Annotated in this window: 16 protein-coding genes; 5 read left to right on the top strand and 11 right to left on the bottom strand. The window is 67.1% G+C overall.

Translation table 11 applies throughout. The features are described from left to right. Window positions 1-114: 114 nt before the first annotated feature. A complete protein-coding gene (gene pstS / locus ACYVKR_RS12065; protein ID WP_460481152.1) occupies window positions 115-1,152 on the bottom strand; it encodes a type 2 periplasmic-binding domain-containing protein in 1,038 nt (345 codons plus the stop codon). Window positions 1,153-1,397: 245 nt separating this feature from the next. Here pstS and ACYVKR_RS12060 point away from each other — a divergent pair, with 245 nt between their 5' ends. Continuing rightward, complete coding sequence (locus tag ACYVKR_RS12060) at window positions 1,398-2,918, top strand: Ppx/GppA phosphatase family protein (protein ID WP_460481151.1); 1,521 nt, start codon at window positions 1,398-1,400, stop codon at window positions 2,916-2,918. 94 nt (window positions 2,919-3,012) lie between these two features. On the opposite strand, the gene ACYVKR_RS12055 is transcribed toward ACYVKR_RS12060, so the two are convergent. Then, window positions 3,013-3,975 (bottom strand): 2-hydroxyacid dehydrogenase, encoded by a 963-nt coding sequence (locus ACYVKR_RS12055; RefSeq protein ID WP_460481150.1) that lies wholly within the window; start codon window positions 3,973-3,975, stop codon window positions 3,013-3,015. 102 nt (window positions 3,976-4,077) lie between these two features. After that, window positions 4,078-4,911 carry a GNAT family N-acetyltransferase gene (locus ACYVKR_RS12050; protein WP_460481149.1) on the bottom strand — a complete coding sequence of 278 codons (834 nt, stop codon included), beginning with the start codon at window positions 4,909-4,911 and terminating at the stop codon, window positions 4,078-4,080. A 176-nt stretch (window positions 4,912-5,087) separates the two neighbouring features. On the opposite strand from ACYVKR_RS12050, the gene ACYVKR_RS12045 reads away from it, so the two are divergent. Both ACYVKR_RS12045 and ACYVKR_RS12040 read left to right on the top strand, forming a co-directional pair. After that, window positions 5,088-5,525 (top strand): GFA family protein, encoded by a 438-nt coding sequence (locus ACYVKR_RS12045; RefSeq protein ID WP_460481148.1) that lies wholly within the window; start codon window positions 5,088-5,090, stop codon window positions 5,523-5,525. Window positions 5,526-5,619: 94 nt separating this feature from the next. Then, window positions 5,620-6,417 carry an SDR family NAD(P)-dependent oxidoreductase gene (locus ACYVKR_RS12040; protein ID WP_460481147.1) on the top strand — a complete coding sequence of 266 codons (798 nt, stop codon included), beginning with the start codon at window positions 5,620-5,622 and terminating at the stop codon, window positions 6,415-6,417. A 23-nt stretch (window positions 6,418-6,440) separates the two neighbouring features. Here ACYVKR_RS12040 and glmM read toward each other — a convergent pair whose 3' ends face one another. The 4 genes from glmM to ACYVKR_RS12020 all read right to left on the bottom strand — a co-directional run bounded on the left by glmM (window position 6,441) and on the right by ACYVKR_RS12020 (window position 11,479). Further along, a complete protein-coding gene (glmM, locus tag ACYVKR_RS12035; RefSeq protein WP_460481146.1) occupies window positions 6,441-7,778 on the bottom strand; it encodes a phosphoglucosamine mutase in 1,338 nt (445 codons plus the stop codon). A 65-nt stretch (window positions 7,779-7,843) separates the two neighbouring features. Further along, entirely contained in the window at window positions 7,844-8,719 is an 876-nt protein-coding gene (gene folP / locus ACYVKR_RS12030) for a dihydropteroate synthase (RefSeq protein WP_460481145.1), read from the bottom strand. A 40-nt stretch (window positions 8,720-8,759) separates the two neighbouring features. Further along, complete coding sequence (gene ftsH / locus ACYVKR_RS12025; RefSeq protein ID WP_460481144.1) at window positions 8,760-10,673, bottom strand: ATP-dependent zinc metalloprotease FtsH; 1,914 nt, start codon at window positions 10,671-10,673, stop codon at window positions 8,760-8,762. Between the two features lie 146 nt (window positions 10,674-10,819). Further along, entirely contained in the window at window positions 10,820-11,479 is a 660-nt protein-coding gene (locus ACYVKR_RS12020; protein WP_460481143.1) for an RlmE family RNA methyltransferase, read from the bottom strand. A 67-nt stretch (window positions 11,480-11,546) separates the two neighbouring features. Between ACYVKR_RS12020 and ACYVKR_RS12015 the strand changes: the two genes are divergently transcribed. Beyond that, the gene (locus ACYVKR_RS12015; RefSeq protein WP_460481142.1) at window positions 11,547-12,014 is read left to right on the top strand and encodes a YhbY family RNA-binding protein; all 468 of its coding nucleotides are present in this window, start codon (window positions 11,547-11,549) and stop codon (window positions 12,012-12,014) included. Between the two features lie 8 nt (window positions 12,015-12,022). Continuing rightward, complete coding sequence (locus ACYVKR_RS12010; protein ID WP_460481141.1) at window positions 12,023-12,760, top strand: glycosyltransferase; 738 nt, start codon at window positions 12,023-12,025, stop codon at window positions 12,758-12,760. Window positions 12,761-12,837: 77 nt separating this feature from the next. On the opposite strand, the gene ACYVKR_RS12005 is transcribed toward ACYVKR_RS12010, so the two are convergent. From ACYVKR_RS12005 to carA, 4 genes are all read right to left on the bottom strand, one after another. Next, a complete protein-coding gene (locus ACYVKR_RS12005; RefSeq protein ID WP_460481140.1) occupies window positions 12,838-13,251 on the bottom strand; it encodes a DUF4149 domain-containing protein in 414 nt (137 codons plus the stop codon). Continuing rightward, a complete protein-coding gene (greA, locus tag ACYVKR_RS12000; protein WP_460481139.1) occupies window positions 13,251-13,727 on the bottom strand; it encodes a transcription elongation factor GreA in 477 nt (158 codons plus the stop codon). The genes ACYVKR_RS12005 and greA overlap by 1 nt, the downstream gene beginning before the upstream one ends. 125 nt (window positions 13,728-13,852) lie before the next feature. Next, entirely contained in the window at window positions 13,853-17,098 is a 3,246-nt protein-coding gene (gene carB, locus ACYVKR_RS11995) for a carbamoyl phosphate synthase large subunit (protein ID WP_460481138.1), read from the bottom strand. 73 nt (window positions 17,099-17,171) lie between these two features. Continuing rightward, on the bottom strand, window positions 17,172-18,359 hold the full coding sequence (carA, locus tag ACYVKR_RS11990) for a glutamine-hydrolyzing carbamoyl-phosphate synthase small subunit (protein WP_460481137.1): 1,188 nt from the start codon (window positions 18,357-18,359) through the stop codon (window positions 17,172-17,174). Window positions 18,360-18,454 lie beyond the last annotated feature (95 nt).

Genomic DNA, 18,454 nt, shown 5'->3' with positions numbered 1-18,454 from the left:
CCCGGGGCCCGAATCGGCGGTGGATGGGATGGGCAAGGAGGTCGACACGTTCTGCGTTCCTTCTAGGGGAGAAAGGCCGCCGGACGGTTCGTCAGGCGGCCTGCGGGGCGGTGTTTACTTCACGGCCACCGGCTTGCCGGAGCCGTCCTTGATCTCGCCCCAGGCCTTGGCGATGCTGGCCTTCACGCCGTCGGGCATGGGCACGTAGTCCAGGTCGTCGGCGGTCTTGTCGCCGTTCTTGTAGGCCCAGTCGAAGAACTTGAGCACAGTGGTGGCCTGCACGGGCTTGTCCTGGCTCTTGTGCATCAGGATGAAGGTCGCGCCGCTGATCGGCCAGGCTTCCTTGCCGGCCTGGTTGGTCAGCACCTGGTAGAAGCTCTTGGCCCAGTCGGCGCCGGCGGCGGCGGCCTTGAAGGCCTTGTCGTCGGGGGCGACCATGGTACCGGCCGCGTTCTCGAGCAGCGCGTAGGTCATCTTGTTCTGCTTGACGTAGGCGTACTCCACGTAGCCGATGGAGTTGGGCAGGCGGCCCACGTAGGCGGCCACGCCCTCGTTGCCCTTGCCGCCGGTGCCCAGCGGCCAGTTCACGGCCGTGCCGTCGCCAACCTTGGCCTTCCAGTCGGCATTGACCTTGGACAGGTAGTTGGTGAACAGGAAGGTGGTGCCCGAGCCGTCGGCGCGGCGCACGGGGGCAATGGCGGCGTCAGGCAGCTCCAGCGAGCCGTTCAGCGCCTTGATCGCGGGGTCGTTCCACTTGGTGATCTTGCCCAGGTAGATGTCGCCCAGCACCTGGCCGTTGAGCTTGAGCTCGCCCGGCTTGATGCCCTTGATGTTGACCACGGGGATCACGCCGCCGATCACGGTGGGGAACTGCAGCAGGCCCTTGGTCTTCAGGTCGTCGTCGGTCAGCGGCATGTCGGATGCGCCGAAGTCCACGGTCTTGGCATCGATCTGCTTGATGCCGGCGCCCGAGCCCACCGACTGGTAGTTGATCTTGACGCCGCTGGCCTTGTGGTAGTCGGCCGCCCACTTGGCGTACAGCGGTGCCGGGAAGCTGGCGCCGGCGCCGGTGGCCTCTTCGGCCATGGCATGGGAGAAGGCACCTGCTGCCACCAGGCCAGCCACCAGCACACGAATCGCGGACAGTTTCATGAAAACTCCTATGGGTGATGAAACGCAATAGCCCGGACTGTAGAGATTCTTTATGACATTCCTATGACACGTTCCGTCATATTCCAGAGAGCGGCGGCGTCGCACGGCCGCCCGCCCGTCACACCGAACTGTCACACGGATTTCATGATTCCGTCGTAATTTACCGTGCTGGCGTCATGGGCGCTGGCGGGCGCCGGTGCTATGCTGGCCTTCTGTATCGACGAATCGGCCTTATTCAGCTTTCTATGCAAGACGGAACCCTCCTCGCAGCCGTGGACCTCGGCTCCAACAGCTTTCGCCTCGAGATCGGGCGCCATGCGCTGGGCCATATCGAAAGGGTGAGCTACACCAAAGAAATGGTGCGCCAGGGCGCGGGGCTGGACGAGCAAAAGCGCCTGACGCCCGAGGCCATGCAGCGCGGCTGGGAGTGCCTGGCGCGCTTTGGCGAGCGCCTGCAGGGCTTTCCGGCGCAGCACGTGCGCGCCGTGGCCACGCAGACCCTGCGCGAGGCGGTGAACCGCGACGAATTCCTGTCGCGCGGCTCCGAGGTGCTGGGCTACCCGATCAGCGTGATCTCGGGCCCCGAGGAAGCGCGCCTCATCTACCAGGGCGCGGCCTACTCGCTGCCGCCGTCCGACGAGAAACGCCTGGTCGTCGACATCGGCGGCCGCTCCACCGAGCTGATCCTGGGCCAGGGCTACCACACGCGGCAGGTGGCGTCCTTTCCGGTGGGCAGCGTCTCGTGGTCGCTGCGTTACTTTCCCGACGGCGCCTTCAGCCGCGCCAGCCTGCAGACCGCGCAGATCGCGGCGCAGGCGGTGCTCGAAGAGGCGCTGAACGGCTTTCCCCGCAGCAGCTGGGACACGGCCTACGGCACGTCGGGCACGGCCAATGCCATCGCCGAGGTGCTGCACGCCCACGGCGAGCCGGACGGCCTGATCCGCCGCGAAGGCCTGCAGTGGCTGTGCGAGCAACTGCTGGCCGCGCAGAACGCCGCCAACCTTCGCCTGCCCGGCCTCAAGGAAGACCGCCGCGCGGTGGTGGGCGGCGGCGTGGCGGCGCTGTGCGCCATCTTCGAGCTGCTGCAGATCCCCGAGATGCGCATCGCCGACGGCGCGCTGCGCCAGGGCGCGCTGCGCGACATGGTGCAGCACCAGGAGCACCACGACGCCCGGCGCGTGACCATCGGCGCGCTGATGCAGCGCTTTGCGGCCGACGCGCCGCAGGCGCAGCGCGTGCAGGCCACGGCCGCGCGGCTGTACGAGCAGGCCAAGCGCTACGTGGGCATCACCGATCCGCTGCAGCTGCGCGCGCCGCTGCTCGAATGGGCCTGCGAGCTGCACGAGATCGGCTGCCTGATCTCGCACAACGATTCGCACCACCACGGCGCCTATGTGCTGCAGCACTCGGACATCGCGGGCTTCACCCAGTCCGAGCTGATGCACATGAGCGCGCTGGTGCTGGGCCAGCGCGGCAAGCTGCGCAAGGTCGAGGCCTACCTGGGCGACAACGAGTTTGCGCTGCAGCTCCTGAGCCTGCGCCTGGCCGTGCTGCTGTGCCATGCGCGGCGCGAGCCCGATTTCCGCTCGCTGCAGCTGCGCGCCAAGCCCGACAAGTGGTCGCTGCGCGCCAGCCCCGACTGGGCCGAGCAGCACCCGCAGTCCGCCTACCTGCTGAACGAGGAAGTGCAGCAATGGGCGCGCACCGCGCGCGTGTTCCAGTTCAAGGTGGCCCAGCCCAAGCTGGAAGCGGCCGGCGCCAGATAAAAGATAGCTGCTCGCGCTTGCTGCATATGGGTTTCAGATGAAAAACCATCTGAAACCCATGCATGGCAAGCGCCAGCAGCTCTTTTTTTGATAGTTACAGCACCACCGGCGCCACCGGCCCCGCGCCGTGGAAAGTACCGTTCAGGTTGGCGATGAACTGGTCGACGCTGGCCTGCGTGGCCTCGGGCGACCAGCCCGCCACATGCGGCGTGATGACGATGTTGGACAGCTCGACCAGCGGCTCGGGCCGGTGCGGCTCGCTCTCGTACACGTCGATGCCCGCGCCCGCGATGCTGCCGCTGCGCAGCGCCTGCGCCAGCGCCTCGGTGTCCACCACCGAACCCCGGGCAATGTTCACCAGGTAGCCCTGTGGCCCCAGCGCCGCGAGCACCCGCGCATCCACCAGGTGCCGGCTGGCCGCGCCGCCGGGCGTGGCGCAGACCAGCACGTCGGCCCATTCGGCCAGCTCCAGCACCGAGGCGAAATAGCGGTGCTCCACGTCCGAACGTTCGCGGCGGTTGTGGTAGCCCACCGGCATGTCGAAGGCCGCGGCGCGGCGCGCGATCTTCATGCCGATCTGGCCCAGCCCCAGGATGCCCAGCTTCTTGCCCGACACGCCGGGCGGGTGCGCCAGCGTGAAGCGGTCCACGCCGGCGCGCGCCTGCCGGTCCAGCTCACGGAAGCCCCGCACCGCGGCCAGGATCAGGCCGAAGGCATGGTCGGCCACGCTGGTGTCGTTGGTGCCCGCGCCGTTGGCCACCGCCACGCCGCGTTCGCGCAGCGCGTCGAGCGCCAGCCCCTCGTAGCCCGCGCCCAGGCAGCACACCAGGCGCAGCGCCGGCAACTGCACCACCTCGTCGGCGGTGAGGCCGATGGAGCCGATGGTGAGCACGGCATGGAAGCGCGCGCCCTGCTGCGCGATCGCCTCGGCGCGCTGCTGCGGCTGGGGCGCGTAGGTCAGCTGGCAATGCTGGCCGATCTGCGCACGGTGCGCCTCGGAGATGGGGTTGAGCACCAGCAGTTCAATCGCGGAATTGGACACGTCGAAATCCTTCATTTTCAATAGCAGCCGGCGCTTGATGCACAAGCGCCAGCCATCGATTTGACTATAAAGGACTTCGCGGGCGGCCCGCGGCGGGCCGCCGAATATCCGCGGCGCCTACCCCAGAAAGTGCTTGCGGTAGCGCGGCGACAGGCGCTCGAGCTGCATCAGCATGGGCAGGTCGGCGGTGTTGAAATCCGGGTCCCAGGCGGGCGCGCCGATCACCTCGGTGCCCACGCGCAGGTAACCCTTGATGAGGGCCGGCGGCTCCACGTCCACGCTGTCGTCGAGCTGGGCCAGCGGCAGCGGCAGGCGCGGCGTGACCTGGTACTCGGCCGAGATCTGGCCCTTGGCCTGCAGCTGGCGCCAGATGCTGGCCGCCGCATCGCCGCTGACGATGCCGTTGTGCCACATCGGGATGCTGGCGCAGCCCATCATCACGTCGAGCCGGTTGCGCTGCATGAAGGACGCGAGCGCGCCCCACAACGTCATGATGACCCCGCCCTGGCGGAAGTCGGCATGCACGCAGCTGCGGCCCAGCTCCACCATGCGCGGGCGCAGCGCATCGATGCACGACAGGTCGAACTCGGAATCGCTGTAGGTGCTGCCGGCGCGCCGGGCCTGGCCGGGCGTCAGCACGCGGTAGGTGCCGATGACCTGGCGCGACGCGGTGTCGCGCACCAGCAGGTGCTCGCAGAAGTCGTCGAAGCGGTCCACATCGTGGCCGGCCAGCGGCGTCTGCAGGCGCGCGCCCATCTCCAGCACGAAGATCTGGTACCTCAGGCGCTGGGCTTCGCGGACTTCGTCCTGGTGGCGCGCCCAGGTGACTTCCAGGCCGCCAGCCGCCTGTGCAACGACCTCCGTGCCCAGCGTGTCGCCAGGGCGATGAAGTGACCCCCGTGGCAGGTGGCTGGGACTGAGCGGCAGCGTTGGGCAGGGCAGTTCGTTCATTCGTTCGCTCCTCGGTAAAACCGTTGTGCATGCGATGGCGCAGCCCTCGCACGCTCCATGCCCAGCATGGTGCCCAGCGCGCGTGACGCGGTCGTGTCCGATCCGTGTCAAGACCATGTCATGGTTACCGCAGGTAAACCGGCTGCCGCAGGGGCGCCGATATACTGGAACGCGCCATGAAAGCCCCCACCGCCTCGCCCTCCTCGGCCCGCACGCTGGCCGGCAGCTGCCTGTGCGGCCGGGTGCGCTACACCGTCGGCGACGATTTCGCCTATGCGCTGAACTGCCACTGCTCGCGGTGCCGGCGCAGCACCGGCGCGGCGTTCAAGCCCTTTGCCGGCATTGCGCGCGACCAGCTGCAGCTGGCGCCGGACAGCGGCCCCCTGCTCGTCCATGGCGACGAAATAACACATGACGCGCACTGCGCGGCCTGCGGCTCGCTGCTGTACTCGGTGGTGCGGGATGGCGCCTATGTCCACGTCACGCTGGGCACGCTGGTGGATGCGCCGAGCATCCGGCCCTCGGCACACATCTTCGTGGCCTCGAAGGCGCCGTGGTTCAGCATCACCGACGACCTGCCCCAGTACCCCGAAGGCCCCGGAGCCCTAGCGTGATGCCCCGGCCATCCAGCGCGCACGCCCATCGCATGTAGACGGCGTTCACTTTCCGTGCTACCTTATGTTGACAGTGTTCACATAAGGAACTGCCATGCTATTTGCGAAACAGACCGCCGTGGTCCATGGAGGGGGTGGAGCCATCGGCGGCGCCGTGGCCCGGGTACTGGCGGGCGAAGGCGCCCGGGTCTTTCTGGCGGGGCGCAGCCTGGCCCGGCTGGAGGCCGTCGCGACCGATATCCGGGCCGCCGGCGGACAGGCTGACATCGCGCAGCTCGATGCGCTGGATGCCGCGGCGGTGGACCGCCATGCCGACGCGGTGGCGCACCAGGCCGGAGGCATCGACATCGCTCTGAACGCGGTGGGCTTCACGCATGTGCAGGGCACGCCCTTCCTCGATCTCTCGCTGGCGGACTACGAGCATCCAATAGCGGCCTACACCCGCTGCAACTTCATCACCGCCCAGGCGGTGGCGCGCCACATGGTGCGCCGGGGCTCGGGGGTGATACTCACGCTGTCCACGCCAGGCGCGCGCCTGCCGGGGCCGGGCTACCTGGGCAACTGCGTGTCCAGCGCGGCGGTGGAGGCGCTGTCGCGGCACCTCGCGGGCGAGCTGGGCGCCCAGGGCGTGCGCGTGGTCTGCGTGCGGCCGCATGCGATCCCCGAGGCGCTGGCCCACGGCTCGCACACGCGCGAGGTGTTCGCGCCCGCGGCCCAGGCCGCGGGTACCACGGTCGAATCCATGCTGGACGGCGCGGCGGCCGGCACCCTGCTCAAGCGCCTGCCCACGCTGGACCAGGTGGCGCGGAGCATCGCCTTCCTGGCCTCGCCCCATGCCGGCGCAATCACCGGCACGGTGGCCAACCTGAGCTGCGGCCTGCTGGTGGACTGAGGCGCCGGCCCGGGCTGCAGGTCTCAGGCGCCGGCGCGCGCCGCTTCGGCCAATGCCTCGGCGCAGCGGCTGGCGCGGCCCGCGTCGTGCGCCTCGACCATCACGCGCAGCAGCGGCTCGGTACCGCTGGCGCGGATCAGCACCCGGCCCTCGCCGTTGAAGTCGGCGGTGATCTGCTGGCTCAGCTCGGCCAGCTGGCGGTTGCTGTTCCAGTCCTGCCCGGGCTTGAGGCGCACGTTGACCATGACCTGCGGGCACAGCTCCACGCCCTGGAGCTGCGCGGCGATGGACCGCTGGCCGCTCACGCAGGCGCGCAGCACCTGCAGCGCGCTGACCAGGCCGTCGCCGGTGGTGTGCTTGTCCAGCGCCAGCAGGTGGCCCGAGCCTTCGCCGCCCAGCAGCCAGCCGCGGCTTTGCAGCTCTTCGAGCACGTAGCGGTCGCCCACCTTGGCGCGCACCAGCGGTATGCCCAGGCGCTTGAGCGCGGACTCCACCGCCAGGTTGGTCATCAGCGTGCCGACCACGCCCGGCACCTCTTCGCCGCGGCGCAGGCGGTCGCTGGCCATCAGGTACAGCAGCTCGTCGCCGTTGAACAAGCGCCCGCTGGCATCGACCAGTTGCAGGCGGTCGGCATCGCCGTCCAGCGCCACGCCCAGGTCGGCCTTGTTGGCGCGCACGGCGCGCACCAGCGCCTCGGGGTGGGTGGCGCCCACCTCGCGGTTGATGTTGAGGCCGTCGGGCTGGCAGCCGATGGTGATCACGTCGGCGCCCAGCTCGTGGAAGACCTTGGGCGCGATCTGGTAGGCCGCGCCGTGGGCGGCATCGACGACGATCTTCAGGCCGCGCAGGCTCAGCGTCTGGTCGAAGGTGCTCTTGCAGAACTCGATGTAGCGGCCGGCGGCGTCATCCAGCCGCCGGGCCTTGCCCAGCGCCGCCGAAGGTGCCCACACGGGGTCTTCAGCCAGCGCCGCCTCGACGGACTCCTCCCAGGCGTCGGGCAGCTTGGTGCCCGCGGCGCTGAAGAACTTGATGCCGTTGTCCTCGAACGGGTTGTGGCTGGCGCTGATGACCACGCCCAGGCTGGCGCGCTGCGCCCTCGTGAGGTAGGCCACGCCCGGCGTGGGCAGCGGGCCCAGCAGCACCACGTCCACCCCGGCCGAGTTGAAGCCCGACTCCAGCGCGCTCTCCAGCATGTAACCGGAGATGCGCGTGTCCTTGCCGATCAGCACCGTGGGGCGATCCTCGGTACGGCGCAGCACGCGGCCCACCGCATGGGCCAGGCGCAGCACGAAGTCCGGCGTGATGGGCGACTTGCCGACCGTGCCGCGAATGCCATCGGTTCCGAAATATTGGCGTGCCATATGGGCTTATCCCTTCCTGTATTGAAGCTGGCGCTATTGTGTCAGGCCAGCGCCGCGGCGCGAGGTCACAGAGGTATCGAATGGTGAGGCTGCTGCATGGCGCGCAGCACGGCCAGCGCATCGACGGTCTCGCGCACATCGTGCACCCGCACCACCGCGGCGCCCCGCTCCACCGCCAGCATGGCGGCGGCAATGCTGGCCGGCATGCGCTCGTCTACCTCGCGGCCGGTGACCTTGCCCAGCGAACTCTTGCGCGACCAGCCCGCAAGCAGCGGATACCCCGTGGCCCCCAGCGCCGCATGCTGCTGCAGCAGCTCGAAATTCTGCGCCACGGTCTTGCCGAAACCAATGCCCGCATCGAACATGATGCGAGGTTTTTCGACCCCCAGCGCAAGCAGCTCCTGCGCTTCGCGCTCCAAAAATTGGAGCACCTGCGCCGCCACGTCGTGCCCGGTCATCTGCGAGACGTGCATGGTCTGCGGGTCGGCGTGCATGTGCATCAGGCAGATGCCGCACTGCGGGTGCGCGGCCACCGCTACCCGGGCCCCGGGCTGGCGCAGCGCCCAGATGTCGTTGATGATGTCCGCGCCCAGGTCCAGCGCCGCGCGCATGACCTCGGGCTTGTAGGTGTCGATGGAGATGGGCACCTGCAGCTTGACGGCCTCCCGCAGCACCGGCAGCACGCGGCGCAGTTCCTCATCGAGCGGCACGGCCGGGCTGCCGGGGCGGGTGGATTCGCCGCCGATGTCGAGCATGTCCGCCCCGTCCTGCAGCAGCTGCTCCGCGTGCGCCAGCGCGGCGCGGGGATCGAACCAGGAGCCGCCATCCGAAAAGGAGTCGGGCGTGACATTGACGATGCCCATGACCTGCGGGCGGCGCAGGTCGATCTGAAAACGGCTGGTTTGCCAGTACGTCGTGGTCATATGAAAAAAGGCGCTCATGGGAGCGCCTTGGTGGGTGGTGTGAAAAGCGTGGCTGCGTTCAGGCTGCCGTCGGCGCGTGGCCCGAGTTCACCACCGGCGTGCCGCCCGAGCCACCGTCGCCGGACGGCGGGTTGCGCGGCGTCCAGTCCTTGGGCGGACGAGGGTCCTTGCCGGCCATGATGTCGTCGAGCTGCTCGGCGTCGATGGTTTCCCACTCGAGCATGGCCTTGGCCATGGCGTGCATCTTGTCGGCGTGGTCCTCGATCAGCTTGCGGGCCAGCCCGTACTGCTCGTCGATGATGCGGCGCACTTCCTCGTCCACCTTCTGCATCGTCTGCTCGCTGACGTTGTTGGTCTTGGTCACCGAGCGGCCCAGGAAGACCTCGCCCTCGTTCTCGGCGTAGACCATCGGGCCCAGCGCCGCGGTCATGCCATAGCGCGTCACCATGTCGCGGGCGATGTGCGTGGCACGCTCGAAGTCGTTGGAAGCGCCCGTGGTCATCTGGTTCATGAACACTTCCTCGGCGATGCGGCCGCCGAACAGCATGGCGATCTGGTTCAGCATGTACTCCTTGTCGTAGGAGTAGCGGTCCTTCTCGGGCAGGCTCATGGTCACGCCCAGCGCACGGCCGCGCGGGATGATCGTGACCTTGTGCACCGGGTCGCACTTGGGCAGCAGCTTGCCGATCAGCGCGTGGCCGGCCTCGTGGTAGGCGGTGTTGCGGCGCTCTTCCTCGGGCATGACCATGCTCTTGCGCTCGGGGCCCATGATGATCTTGTCCTTGGCCTTCTCGAAGTCCTGCATCTCGACGGTGCGGGCGTTGCGGCGCGCAGCCATCAGGGCGGCTTCGTTGCACAGGTTAGCCAGGTCGGCGCCCGACATGCCGGGCGTGCCGCGCGCGATGATGGCGGGGTTCACGTCCTGGCCCACCGGGATCTTGCGCATGTGCACGTTCAGGATCTGCTCGCGGCCGCGGATGTCGGGCAGCGTCACGTAGACCTGGCGGTCGAAGCGGCCGGGGCGCAGCAGGGCCGCGTCCAGGATGTCGGGGCGGTTGGTCGCCGCCACCACGATCACGCCGAGGTTGGTCTCGAAGCCATCCATCTCGACCAGCATCTGGTTCAGGGTCTGCTCGCGCTCGTCGTTGCCGCCACCGAGGCCGGCGCCACGCTGGCGGCCCACGGCGTCGATTTCATCGATGAAGATGATGCAGGGTGCGTTCTTCTTGGCGTTCTCGAACATGTCGCGCACGCGGGCCGCGCCCACGCCGACGAACATTTCCACGAAGTCGGAACCCGAGATCGAGAAGAAAGGCACCTTGGCCTCGCCGGCGATGGACTTGGCCAGCAGCGTCTTGCCGGTGCCCGGAGGGCCGACCAGCAGCAGGCCGCGCGGAATGCGGCCGCCGAGCTTCTGGAACTTGTGCGGGTCCTTCAGGAAGTCGACGACCTCCTTGACCTCTTCCTTGGCCTCGTCGCAGCCGGCCACGTCGGCGAAGGTGACGGTGTTGTTGTTCTCGTCGAGCATGCGCGCCTTGCTCTTGCCGAAGCTGAAGGCGCCCCCCTTGCCGCCCCCCTGCATCTGGCGCATGAAGTAGACCCACACGCCGATCAGCAGCAACATGGGCGCCCAGTTGATCAGCACCGACAGCAGCACCGAGCCTTCTTCGCGTTCCTTCACGTCGAACTTGACGTTGTTGTTGATCAGGTCGCCAATCAGGCCGCGGTCCATGTAGGTGGCGGTGGTGCGCACCTTGCGGTCGTCATTCATCGTGGCAACGATGACCGTGCCGCTGGGGCTTTCCTGCAGCGTCGCGTTCTTGACGCGGCCGCTGCGCACCTCCTGCAGGAAGTCAGAGTACGCCAGGGGCGGCTGGCTGCCGCTACGGTTGTCAAATTGCTTGAACACCGTAAACAGCACCATGGCTATCACCATCCAGACGGCGGCCTTAGAAAACCACTGATTGTTCAAGGGGGCTCCAGTTTCGTGGAAATAAAAAATACACAGGCAGATGCGCAGGCTCGTGCTGTGTCATGTTGGGAGTATTTTAGGACTTTCAAGGACCCGCGCCGCAGCTTGCCCCCTGCGCATACCCAGGAATCCGGTGGAAGGCCGCTTCAGTCGCCGTTTTTCAGCCGCATGCCGACCAGAAAGGTCTCCGACGACTTGTCGCGCGAGGCCTTGGGCTTGATGGACTTGACAACCTCGAAGGTGTCCCGGAACAGCTGCACCAGCTGCGAATACCCGCTGCCATGAAAGAGCTTGACCACCAGCGCGCCCTCGCGCTTCATGTGGTGCTGCGAAAAATCCACCGCCAGCTCGATCAGGTGCGCGATGCGCGCGGCGTCCACCGATTCCACCCCGGACAAATTGGGCGCCATGTCGGACACCACCACATCGGCCTTGCGCCCGGCCATCGTGGCCTCGAGCTGCGCCAGCACCGATTCCTCGCGGAAGTCGCCGTTGATGAAGGTCACGCCCTCGATGGGCTCCATCGGCAGGATGTCCAGCGCGATGATGGCGCCGTTCAGCTCGCCCACGGCCGCGCCGCTGGGCGACAGGCGCCGGCGAGCGTACTGGCTCCAGGCGCCCGGCGTCGAGCCCAGGTCCACGACCACATCGCCAGGGCGGATGAGCTTGAGCTGCTCGTCGATCTCCTTGAGCTTGTAGGCCGCACGTGCGCGGTAGCCGTCTTTCTGCGCGGCTTTCACGTACGGATCATTGATATGCATGTGCAGCCAATTCTTATTGACTTTCTTGCTTTTGGACGATTTCATCAAAACCTCAGAAGGTGCTGCATGGGCAAAGGATGCCGAACAGCGATTGACTGGATAATACGGGCCTATGCCCCAAATTCAACTGACTCCCGCACAGCGCCGCGAACACCGCGCCGAGGCCCACCATCTCGACCCGGTCGTGCTGATCGGCGCCGGCGGACTCACCGCTGCCGTGCAGAAGGAAATCGACGCGGCGCTGAGCGCCCACGGCCTCATCAAGGTCCGCGTCTTCGGTGACGACCGCGCCGAGCGCGAAGCCCTGTACCAGAAGCTCGCCGACGAGCTGAACGCCGCCCCCATCCAGCACATCGGCAAGCTGCTGGTGCTGTGGCGCCCCCAGCCTGAAAAGGACAAGGCCGCCGCCGAGGACCGCAAGCCCGGCCCGCGCGACGTGAAGGTGCTCAAGTACGGCCGCGCCGGCCAGAAGCCCGAAGTCAAGCAGCTGCGCGTGCTGGGCAACCAGCGCCTCACCTCCGGCGGCCAGGTCAAGCGCGCCAAGCCCAAGCAGAAGTCCATCAAGAAGCAGCAGGGCTGAGCCTCGGAATGCAGCGCCACATCCTGTGCATGAAGTGGGGCACGAAATACGGCCCCGAGTACGTCAACCGCCTGTACGCCATGGTGCGCCGGCATCTGTCGGGCGACTTCAACTTCGTCTGCCTGACCGATGACGCCCGCGGCATCCGGTCCGAGGTGCAGTGCCTGCCCATTCCCCCGCTCGACCTGCCGCCCGGTATTCCCGAGCGCGGCTGGACCAAGCTGGCCACCTTCACCCCCGACCTGCACGGCCTCACCGGCACGGCGCTGTTCCTGGACCTGGATGTGGTGGTCGTCGGCCCGCTGGACGACTTCTTCACCCAGCCGGGCGAATTTCTCATCATCCACGACTACCCGCGCTTCTGGCGCTTCGGCGAGCGCATCGTCGGCAACTCGTCGGTCTACCGCTTCACGCTGGACGCGCACCCGGATGTGCTGGCGTATTTCCGCGAGCACACCGAGGCCATGCGCGCCAAGTACCGCAACGAACAGGAATACCTGTCGCACTTCCTGCACCAGCAGGGCAAGCTGCAGTACTGGCCCGCCGCGTGGTGCCCGAGCTTCAAGTACCACTGCATCCCCACCTGGCCCACCAACTACTGGAACGAGCCGGTGCCGCCCGCGGGCGCGCGCATCGTGATCTTTCATGGCGAGGTCAACCCGCCCGATGCGCTCGAAGGCCGCCGCAACCGGCGCTTCCGCCACATCGAGAAGGCCCGCTGGATCGCCCAGGCCTGGGCGGACTGAACGCCCTGCGCCACCACAGCAAAAAGCGCCGGCAGGACCGGCGCTTTTTATTGGCTGGGTGCTGAGGCTGCGGGCTGTCATGGCTCCCGCCGGGCCGCACGCCACAGCAGCGCACCGGCACACAGCCACTGACCCAGATACATCACGCTGCCCACGCTGTGCCAGAGCTTGAGGTTCTCACGCGCCACGATGCGCGGCGCCACGGCAAACTCGCCCAGCAGCGCCAGCAGCAGGCCGCTCAGTATCAAAAAGATAGCTGTCTGCGCTTTACCATCAATGCTTTGACCGCGATTTGGCCTGAAAACCAGCATCAGCATGCCGCAGACCACCGACACCCAGGTCTGCGCCGTGAACAGCCTGGCGGCCATGGAGCCGGCCATGGCGGCGCTGGGCAGGTGCGCGAACAGCAGCGGCACCACCAGGAAGCCAGTGGTGGACAGGCTGCCCCACCACAGCGCGGATGCCAGTACCGGCAGGCGGCCTTGCTCCATCAGCGGTAGCTGACGCCTATGACTTCGTAGCGGCGCACGCCGCCCGGGGCCTGCACCTCGGCGGTGTCGCCCTCTTCCTTGCCGATCAGCGCGCGCGCGATGGGCGAGGAGACGTTGATCAGGCCCTGCTTCAGGTCGGCCTCGTCCTCGCCGACGATCTGGTACTTGACGGTGTCGCCCGAGTCCTCGTCCTCGAGTTCCACGGTGGCGCCGAACACCACCTTGCCGCCGGCGTCGAGCTGCGACGGATCGATGATCTGCGCGGTGGACAGCTTGCCCTCCACCTCCTGGATGCGGCCTTCGATGAAGCCCTGGCGGTCCTTGGCCGCGTCGTATTCGGCGTTTTCGCTCAGGTCGCCGTGCGAGCGCGCTTCGGCGATCGCGGCGATCACGGCCGGACGGTCGACGGTCTTCAGGCGCTGCAGCTCTTCCTTGAGCTTTTCCGCGCCACGCTTGGTAATGGGAATCGTGGCCATATCGGTCTCCACAAAAACAATCGCGGCCCTTTGCCGCGCTTCAAAAGCAAACCGCCGCGCGGTGCACGCGCGGCGGTTGATGACGGGATCTATTATGCCGAATTAATCCGGCACTCCCAAGCTCCTCAGGCCACGAGGCTGGCGTGCAGTTCCTGCACCGAGTACACGTCCTGCTGGTCCATGGAGCGCAGGCCTTCCACGGCCGCCTCGGCACCGAAGATGGTGGTGAAGGTGGTCACGCGGGCCAGCAGCGCGCTGGTGCGGATGGCGCGCGAATCGGCGATCGCGTTGCGGCGCTCTTCCACGGTGTTGATGACCATGGCGATGTCGCCGTTCTTGATCATGTCCACCACGTGCGGGCGGCCTTCGGTGACCTTGTTCACCGTCTGCACGGTGATGCCGGCCTCGGCGATGGCCGCTGCCGTGCCACGCGTGGCGCACAGCGTGAAGCCCATCGCGGCCAGCTCCTTGGCGATGGCCACGGCGCGCGGCTTGTCGCTGTTCTTCACGGTCAGGAACACCTTGCCGCCCTGGGGCAGCTTGGTGCCGGCGCCGAGCTGGCTCTTGACGAAGGCTTCGCCGAAGGTCTTGCCCACGCCCATCACCTCGCCGGTGGACTTCATCTCGGGGCCGAGGATGGTGTCCACGCCGGGGAACTTCACGAACGGGAACACGGCTTCCTTGACGCTGAAGTACGGCGGCGTGACTTCCTTGGTCACGCCCTGCTCGGCCAGGGTCTGGCCGGCCATGCAGCGCGCCGCCACCTTGGCCAGTTGGATGCCGGTGGCCTTGCTGACGAAGGGCACGGTGCGCGAGGCGCGCGGGTTCACTTCCAGCACGTAGATGATGTCCTTGCCGTCGCGCTCCTGGATGGCGAACTGCACGTTCATCAGGCCGACCACGTTCAGCGCCTGGGCCATCGCGGCGGTCTGGCGCTTGATCTCGTCGACCGTGGCCTTGGACAGGTAGTACGGCGGCAGCGAGCAGGCCGAATCGCCCGAGTGCACGCCCGCCTGCTCGATGTGCTCCATCACGCCGCCGATGAAGACCGCGCCCGAGGCATCGCGCACGCAGTCCACGTCGCATTCGATGGCGTTGGACAGGAAGTGGTCCAGCAGCACCGGCGAGTCGTTGCTCACCTTGACCGCCTCGCGCATGTAGCGCTCGAGGTCGCGCTGCTCGTGCACGATCTCCATCGCGCGGCCGCCCAGCACGTAGCTGGGGCGCACCACCAGCGGGTAGCCGATCTCGGAGGCCTTGGCCAGCGCCTGTTCTTCGGTGCGGGCCGTGGCGTTGGGCGGCTGGCGCAGGCTCAGCTCGTGCAGCAGCTTCTGGAAGCGCTCGCGGTCTTCGGCCGCGTCGATCATGTCGGGGCTGGTGCCGATGATCGGCACGCCCTCGCGCTCCAGCGCCAGTGCGAGCTTCAGCGGCGTCTGGCCGCCGTACTGCACGATCACGCCGGCGGGCTTCTCGACCGCCACGATCTCCAGCACGTCTTCCAGCGTCAGCGGCTCGAAGTACAGGCGGTCCGAGGTGTCGTAGTCGGTGGACACGGTCTCGGGGTTGCAGTTGACCATGATGGTCTCGTAGCCGTCCTCGCGCATGGCGAGCGCGGCGTGCACGCAGCAGTAGTCGAACTCGATGCCCTGGCCGATGCGGTTCGGGCCGCCGCCGAGCACCATGATCTTCTTCTTGTCGGTGGGCTCGGCCTCGCACTCGTCGTCGTACGTCGAGTACATGTAGGCCGTGTTGGTGGCGAACTCGGCCGCGCAGGTGTCCACGCGCTTGAACACCGGGCGCACGTTGAGCGCGCGGCGCGCCTCGCGCACGGCCTTGTCGGTCGTGGCCAGCAGCTTGGCCAGGCGGCGGTCCGAGAAGCCCTTTTGCTTGAGCGTGCGCAGTTCGTCGGCGGAGATGACCGACAGCGCCTTCTCGCCATGGGCCTCGGTGTGCTTGTCGAGCGCGAGTTCGAGCTTGACGATCTCCTCGATCTGCACCAGGAACCACTTGTCGATCTTGGTCAGCTCGTGCACCTCGTCCAGCGTCCAGCCGGCGGCGAAGGCGTCGCCCACGTACCAGATGCGCTCGGGGCCGGGCTCGCCCAGTTCCTTTTCGAGGATCTCGCGGTCCTGGGTCTTCTCGTTCATGCCGTCCACGCCCACTTCCAGGCCGCGCAGCGCCTTCTGGAAGCTTTCCTGGAAGGTGCGGCCCATGGCCATCACCTCGCCCACGGACTTCATCTGCGTGGTCAGGCGGTTGTCGGCGGCTGGGAATTTCTCGAACGCGAAGCGCGGGATCTTGGTGACCACGTAGTCGATGGTCGGCTCGAACGACGCCGGCGTGGCACCGCCGGTGATCTCGTTCTTCAGCTCATCGAGCGTGTAGCCCACGGCCAGCTTGGCGGCGATCTTGGCGATGGGGAAGCCCGTGGCCTTGGAGGCCAGCGCCGACGAACGCGACACGCGCGGGTTCATCTCGATGACGACCATGCGGCCATCCTTCGGGTTCACCGAGAACTGCACGTTGGAGCCGCCGGTGTCCACGCCGATCTCGCGCAGCACGGCCAGCGAGGCGTTGCGCATGATCTGGTATTCCTTGTCGGTCAGCGTCTGCGCCGGGGCCACGGTGATCGAGTCGCCGGTGTGCACGCCCATGGGGTCGAGGTTCTCGATCGAGCAGACGATGATGCAGTTGTCCGCCTTGTCGCGCACCACTTCCATCTCGTACTCTTTCCAGCCGAGCAGCGATTCCTCGATCAGCAGCTCGTTGGTCGGCGAGGCCTCGAGGCCGCGCTTGCAGATGGTCTCGAACTCTTCGGTGTTGTAGGCGATGCCGCCGCCAGTGCCGCCCAGCGTGAAGCTGGGGCGGATCACGGTGGGGAAGCCGACGCGCTTTTGCACGTCCCAGGCCTCTTCCATGCTGTGGGCGATGCCCGAACGCGCCGAGCCCAGGCCGATCTTGGTCATCGCGTCCTTGAACTTCAGGCGGTCCTCGGCCTTGTCGATGGCCTCGGGCGTGGCGCCGATCAGCTCGACCTTGTACTTGTCGAGTACGCCGTGGTGCCACAGGTCCAGCGCGCAGTTCAGCGCGGTCTGGCCGCCCATGGTCGGCAGGATGGCGTCGGGCCGCTCCTTGGCGATGATCTTCTCGACCGTCTGCCAGGTGATGGGCTCGATGTAGGTGACGTCGGCCGTGGCCGGGTCGGTCATGATCGTCGCGGGGTTGCTGTTGATCAGGATGACCTTGTAGCCCTCTTCGCGCAGCGCCTTGCACGCCTGCACGCCCGAATAGTCGAACTCGCAGGCCTGGCCGATGATGATCGGGCCGGCGCCGATGATGAGGATGCTCTTGATGTCTGTACGCTTGGGCATGGGTTTGCCTACTATCTATTTAATAGCTACTGGCGCTTGATGGACGGGCGCCAGAGGCCAATTTAATCCAAATTTATGCCTGCTGGTGCTTGCGCATCAGGTTCACGAAGCGGTCGAACAGGTAGCTCACGTCGTGCGGACCGGGCGAGGCCTCGGGGTGGCCCTGGAAGCAGAAGGCCGGCTTGTCGGTGCGCTCCATGCCCTGCAGCGTGCCGTCGAACAGGCTGATGTGCGTGGCGCGGACGTTCGCGGGCAGCGAGTCGATCTCCACCGCGAAGCCGTGGTTCTGGCTGGTGATGGATACGCGGCCGCTGTCCAGGTCCTTGACCGGGTGGTTGGCGCCGTGGTGGCTGTTCTGCATCTTGAAGGTCTTGGCGCCCACAGCCAGGGCCATGATCTGGTGGCCCAGGCAGATGCCGAAGGTGGGGATGCCGCTGTCCATGGCTTCGCGCGCGGCGGCGATGGCGTAGTCGCAAGGCTCCGGGTCGCCAGGGCCGTTGGACAGGAAGATGCCGTTGGGCTGGTACTTGAGGACCTCGGCGATCGGCGTCTGCGCCGGCACCACCGTCACGCGGCAGCCGCGCTCGGCCAGCATGCGCAGGATGTTCTTCTTGACGCCGTAGTCGTAGGCCACGACGTGGAATTCATGGTTCTGCAGCTTGCCGTAGCCGGGCGTGCCATCGGCGCGGAACAGTTGCCACTCGGTCTGGCTCCACTCGTAGGGCTCCTGCACCGAGACCACCTTGGCCAGGTCCAGGCCCTTCATGCTGGGCGCGGCCTGGGCCGCGGCCACGGCGCGCTCGATGGCCTCGGGCGTCACCGATTCGCCGGCCGCCAGACCCACGATGGCGCCGTTCTGCGCGCCCTTGCTGCGCAGCAACCGGGTGAGCTTGCGGGTGTCGATGTTGGCGATCGCCACGGTGTTCTCGCGCTGCAGGTACTCGGGCAGCGTGAGCGTGGAGCGGAAGTTGCTGGCCAACAGCGGCAGGTTCTTGATGATCAGGCCCGCAGCATGCACCTTGTCGGCCTCGACATCCTCTTCGTTGATGCCGTAGTTGCCGATGTGCGGATAGGTGAGCGTGACGATCTGCTGGCAGTAGCTGGGATCGGTGAGGATTTCCTGGTAGCCGGTGATGGCCGTGTTGAAGACCACTTCACCCACCGTGGTGCCCGTGGCGCCGATGGAATTGCCGATAAAGACCGTGCCGTCTGCGAGCGCCAGGATGGCGGGTGGGAAGGCTCCCTGTTGCGACAAAAACACTGGGTTCTCCGAGAATGTGTCGGGTCGCCCGGAGCCCCGGATCATCATTCCATAGGGGCTGTGCTTTATGGGTCCTGTGTTATCAGGGTTTGCTT

Source organism: Comamonas humi (genome assembly GCF_054782535.1).
Note: the sequence above shows the minus strand (reverse complement) of the source record. Positions and strands in the feature narration are given on the sequence as shown.

Coding starts and splice junctions, on each gene's coding strand:
- pstS (WP_460481152.1), bottom strand. CDS start 1,152: ATGAAACTGTCCGCGATTCGTGTGCTGGTGGCTGGCCTGGTGGCAGCA.
- ACYVKR_RS12060 (WP_460481151.1), top strand. CDS start 1,398: ATGCAAGACGGAACCCTCCTCGCAGCCGTGGACCTCGGCTCCAACAGC.
- ACYVKR_RS12055 (WP_460481150.1), bottom strand. CDS start 3,975: ATGAAGGATTTCGACGTGTCCAATTCCGCGATTGAACTGCTGGTGCTC.
- ACYVKR_RS12050 (WP_460481149.1), bottom strand. CDS start 4,911: ATGAACGAACTGCCCTGCCCAACGCTGCCGCTCAGTCCCAGCCACCTG.
- ACYVKR_RS12045 (WP_460481148.1), top strand. CDS start 5,088: ATGAAAGCCCCCACCGCCTCGCCCTCCTCGGCCCGCACGCTGGCCGGC.
- ACYVKR_RS12040 (WP_460481147.1), top strand. CDS start 5,620: ATGCTATTTGCGAAACAGACCGCCGTGGTCCATGGAGGGGGTGGAGCC.
- glmM (WP_460481146.1), bottom strand. CDS start 7,778: ATGGCACGCCAATATTTCGGAACCGATGGCATTCGCGGCACGGTCGGC.
- folP (WP_460481145.1), bottom strand. CDS start 8,719: ATGAGCGCCTTTTTTCATATGACCACGACGTACTGGCAAACCAGCCGT.
- ACYVKR_RS12020 (WP_460481143.1), bottom strand. CDS start 11,479: ATGAAATCGTCCAAAAGCAAGAAAGTCAATAAGAATTGGCTGCACATG.
- ACYVKR_RS12015 (WP_460481142.1), top strand. CDS start 11,547: ATGCCCCAAATTCAACTGACTCCCGCACAGCGCCGCGAACACCGCGCC.
- ACYVKR_RS12010 (WP_460481141.1), top strand. CDS start 12,023: ATGCAGCGCCACATCCTGTGCATGAAGTGGGGCACGAAATACGGCCCC.
- ACYVKR_RS12005 (WP_460481140.1), bottom strand. CDS start 13,251: ATGGAGCAAGGCCGCCTGCCGGTACTGGCATCCGCGCTGTGGTGGGGC.
- greA (WP_460481139.1), bottom strand. CDS start 13,727: ATGGCCACGATTCCCATTACCAAGCGTGGCGCGGAAAAGCTCAAGGAA.
- carB (WP_460481138.1), bottom strand. CDS start 17,098: ATGCCCAAGCGTACAGACATCAAGAGCATCCTCATCATCGGCGCCGGC.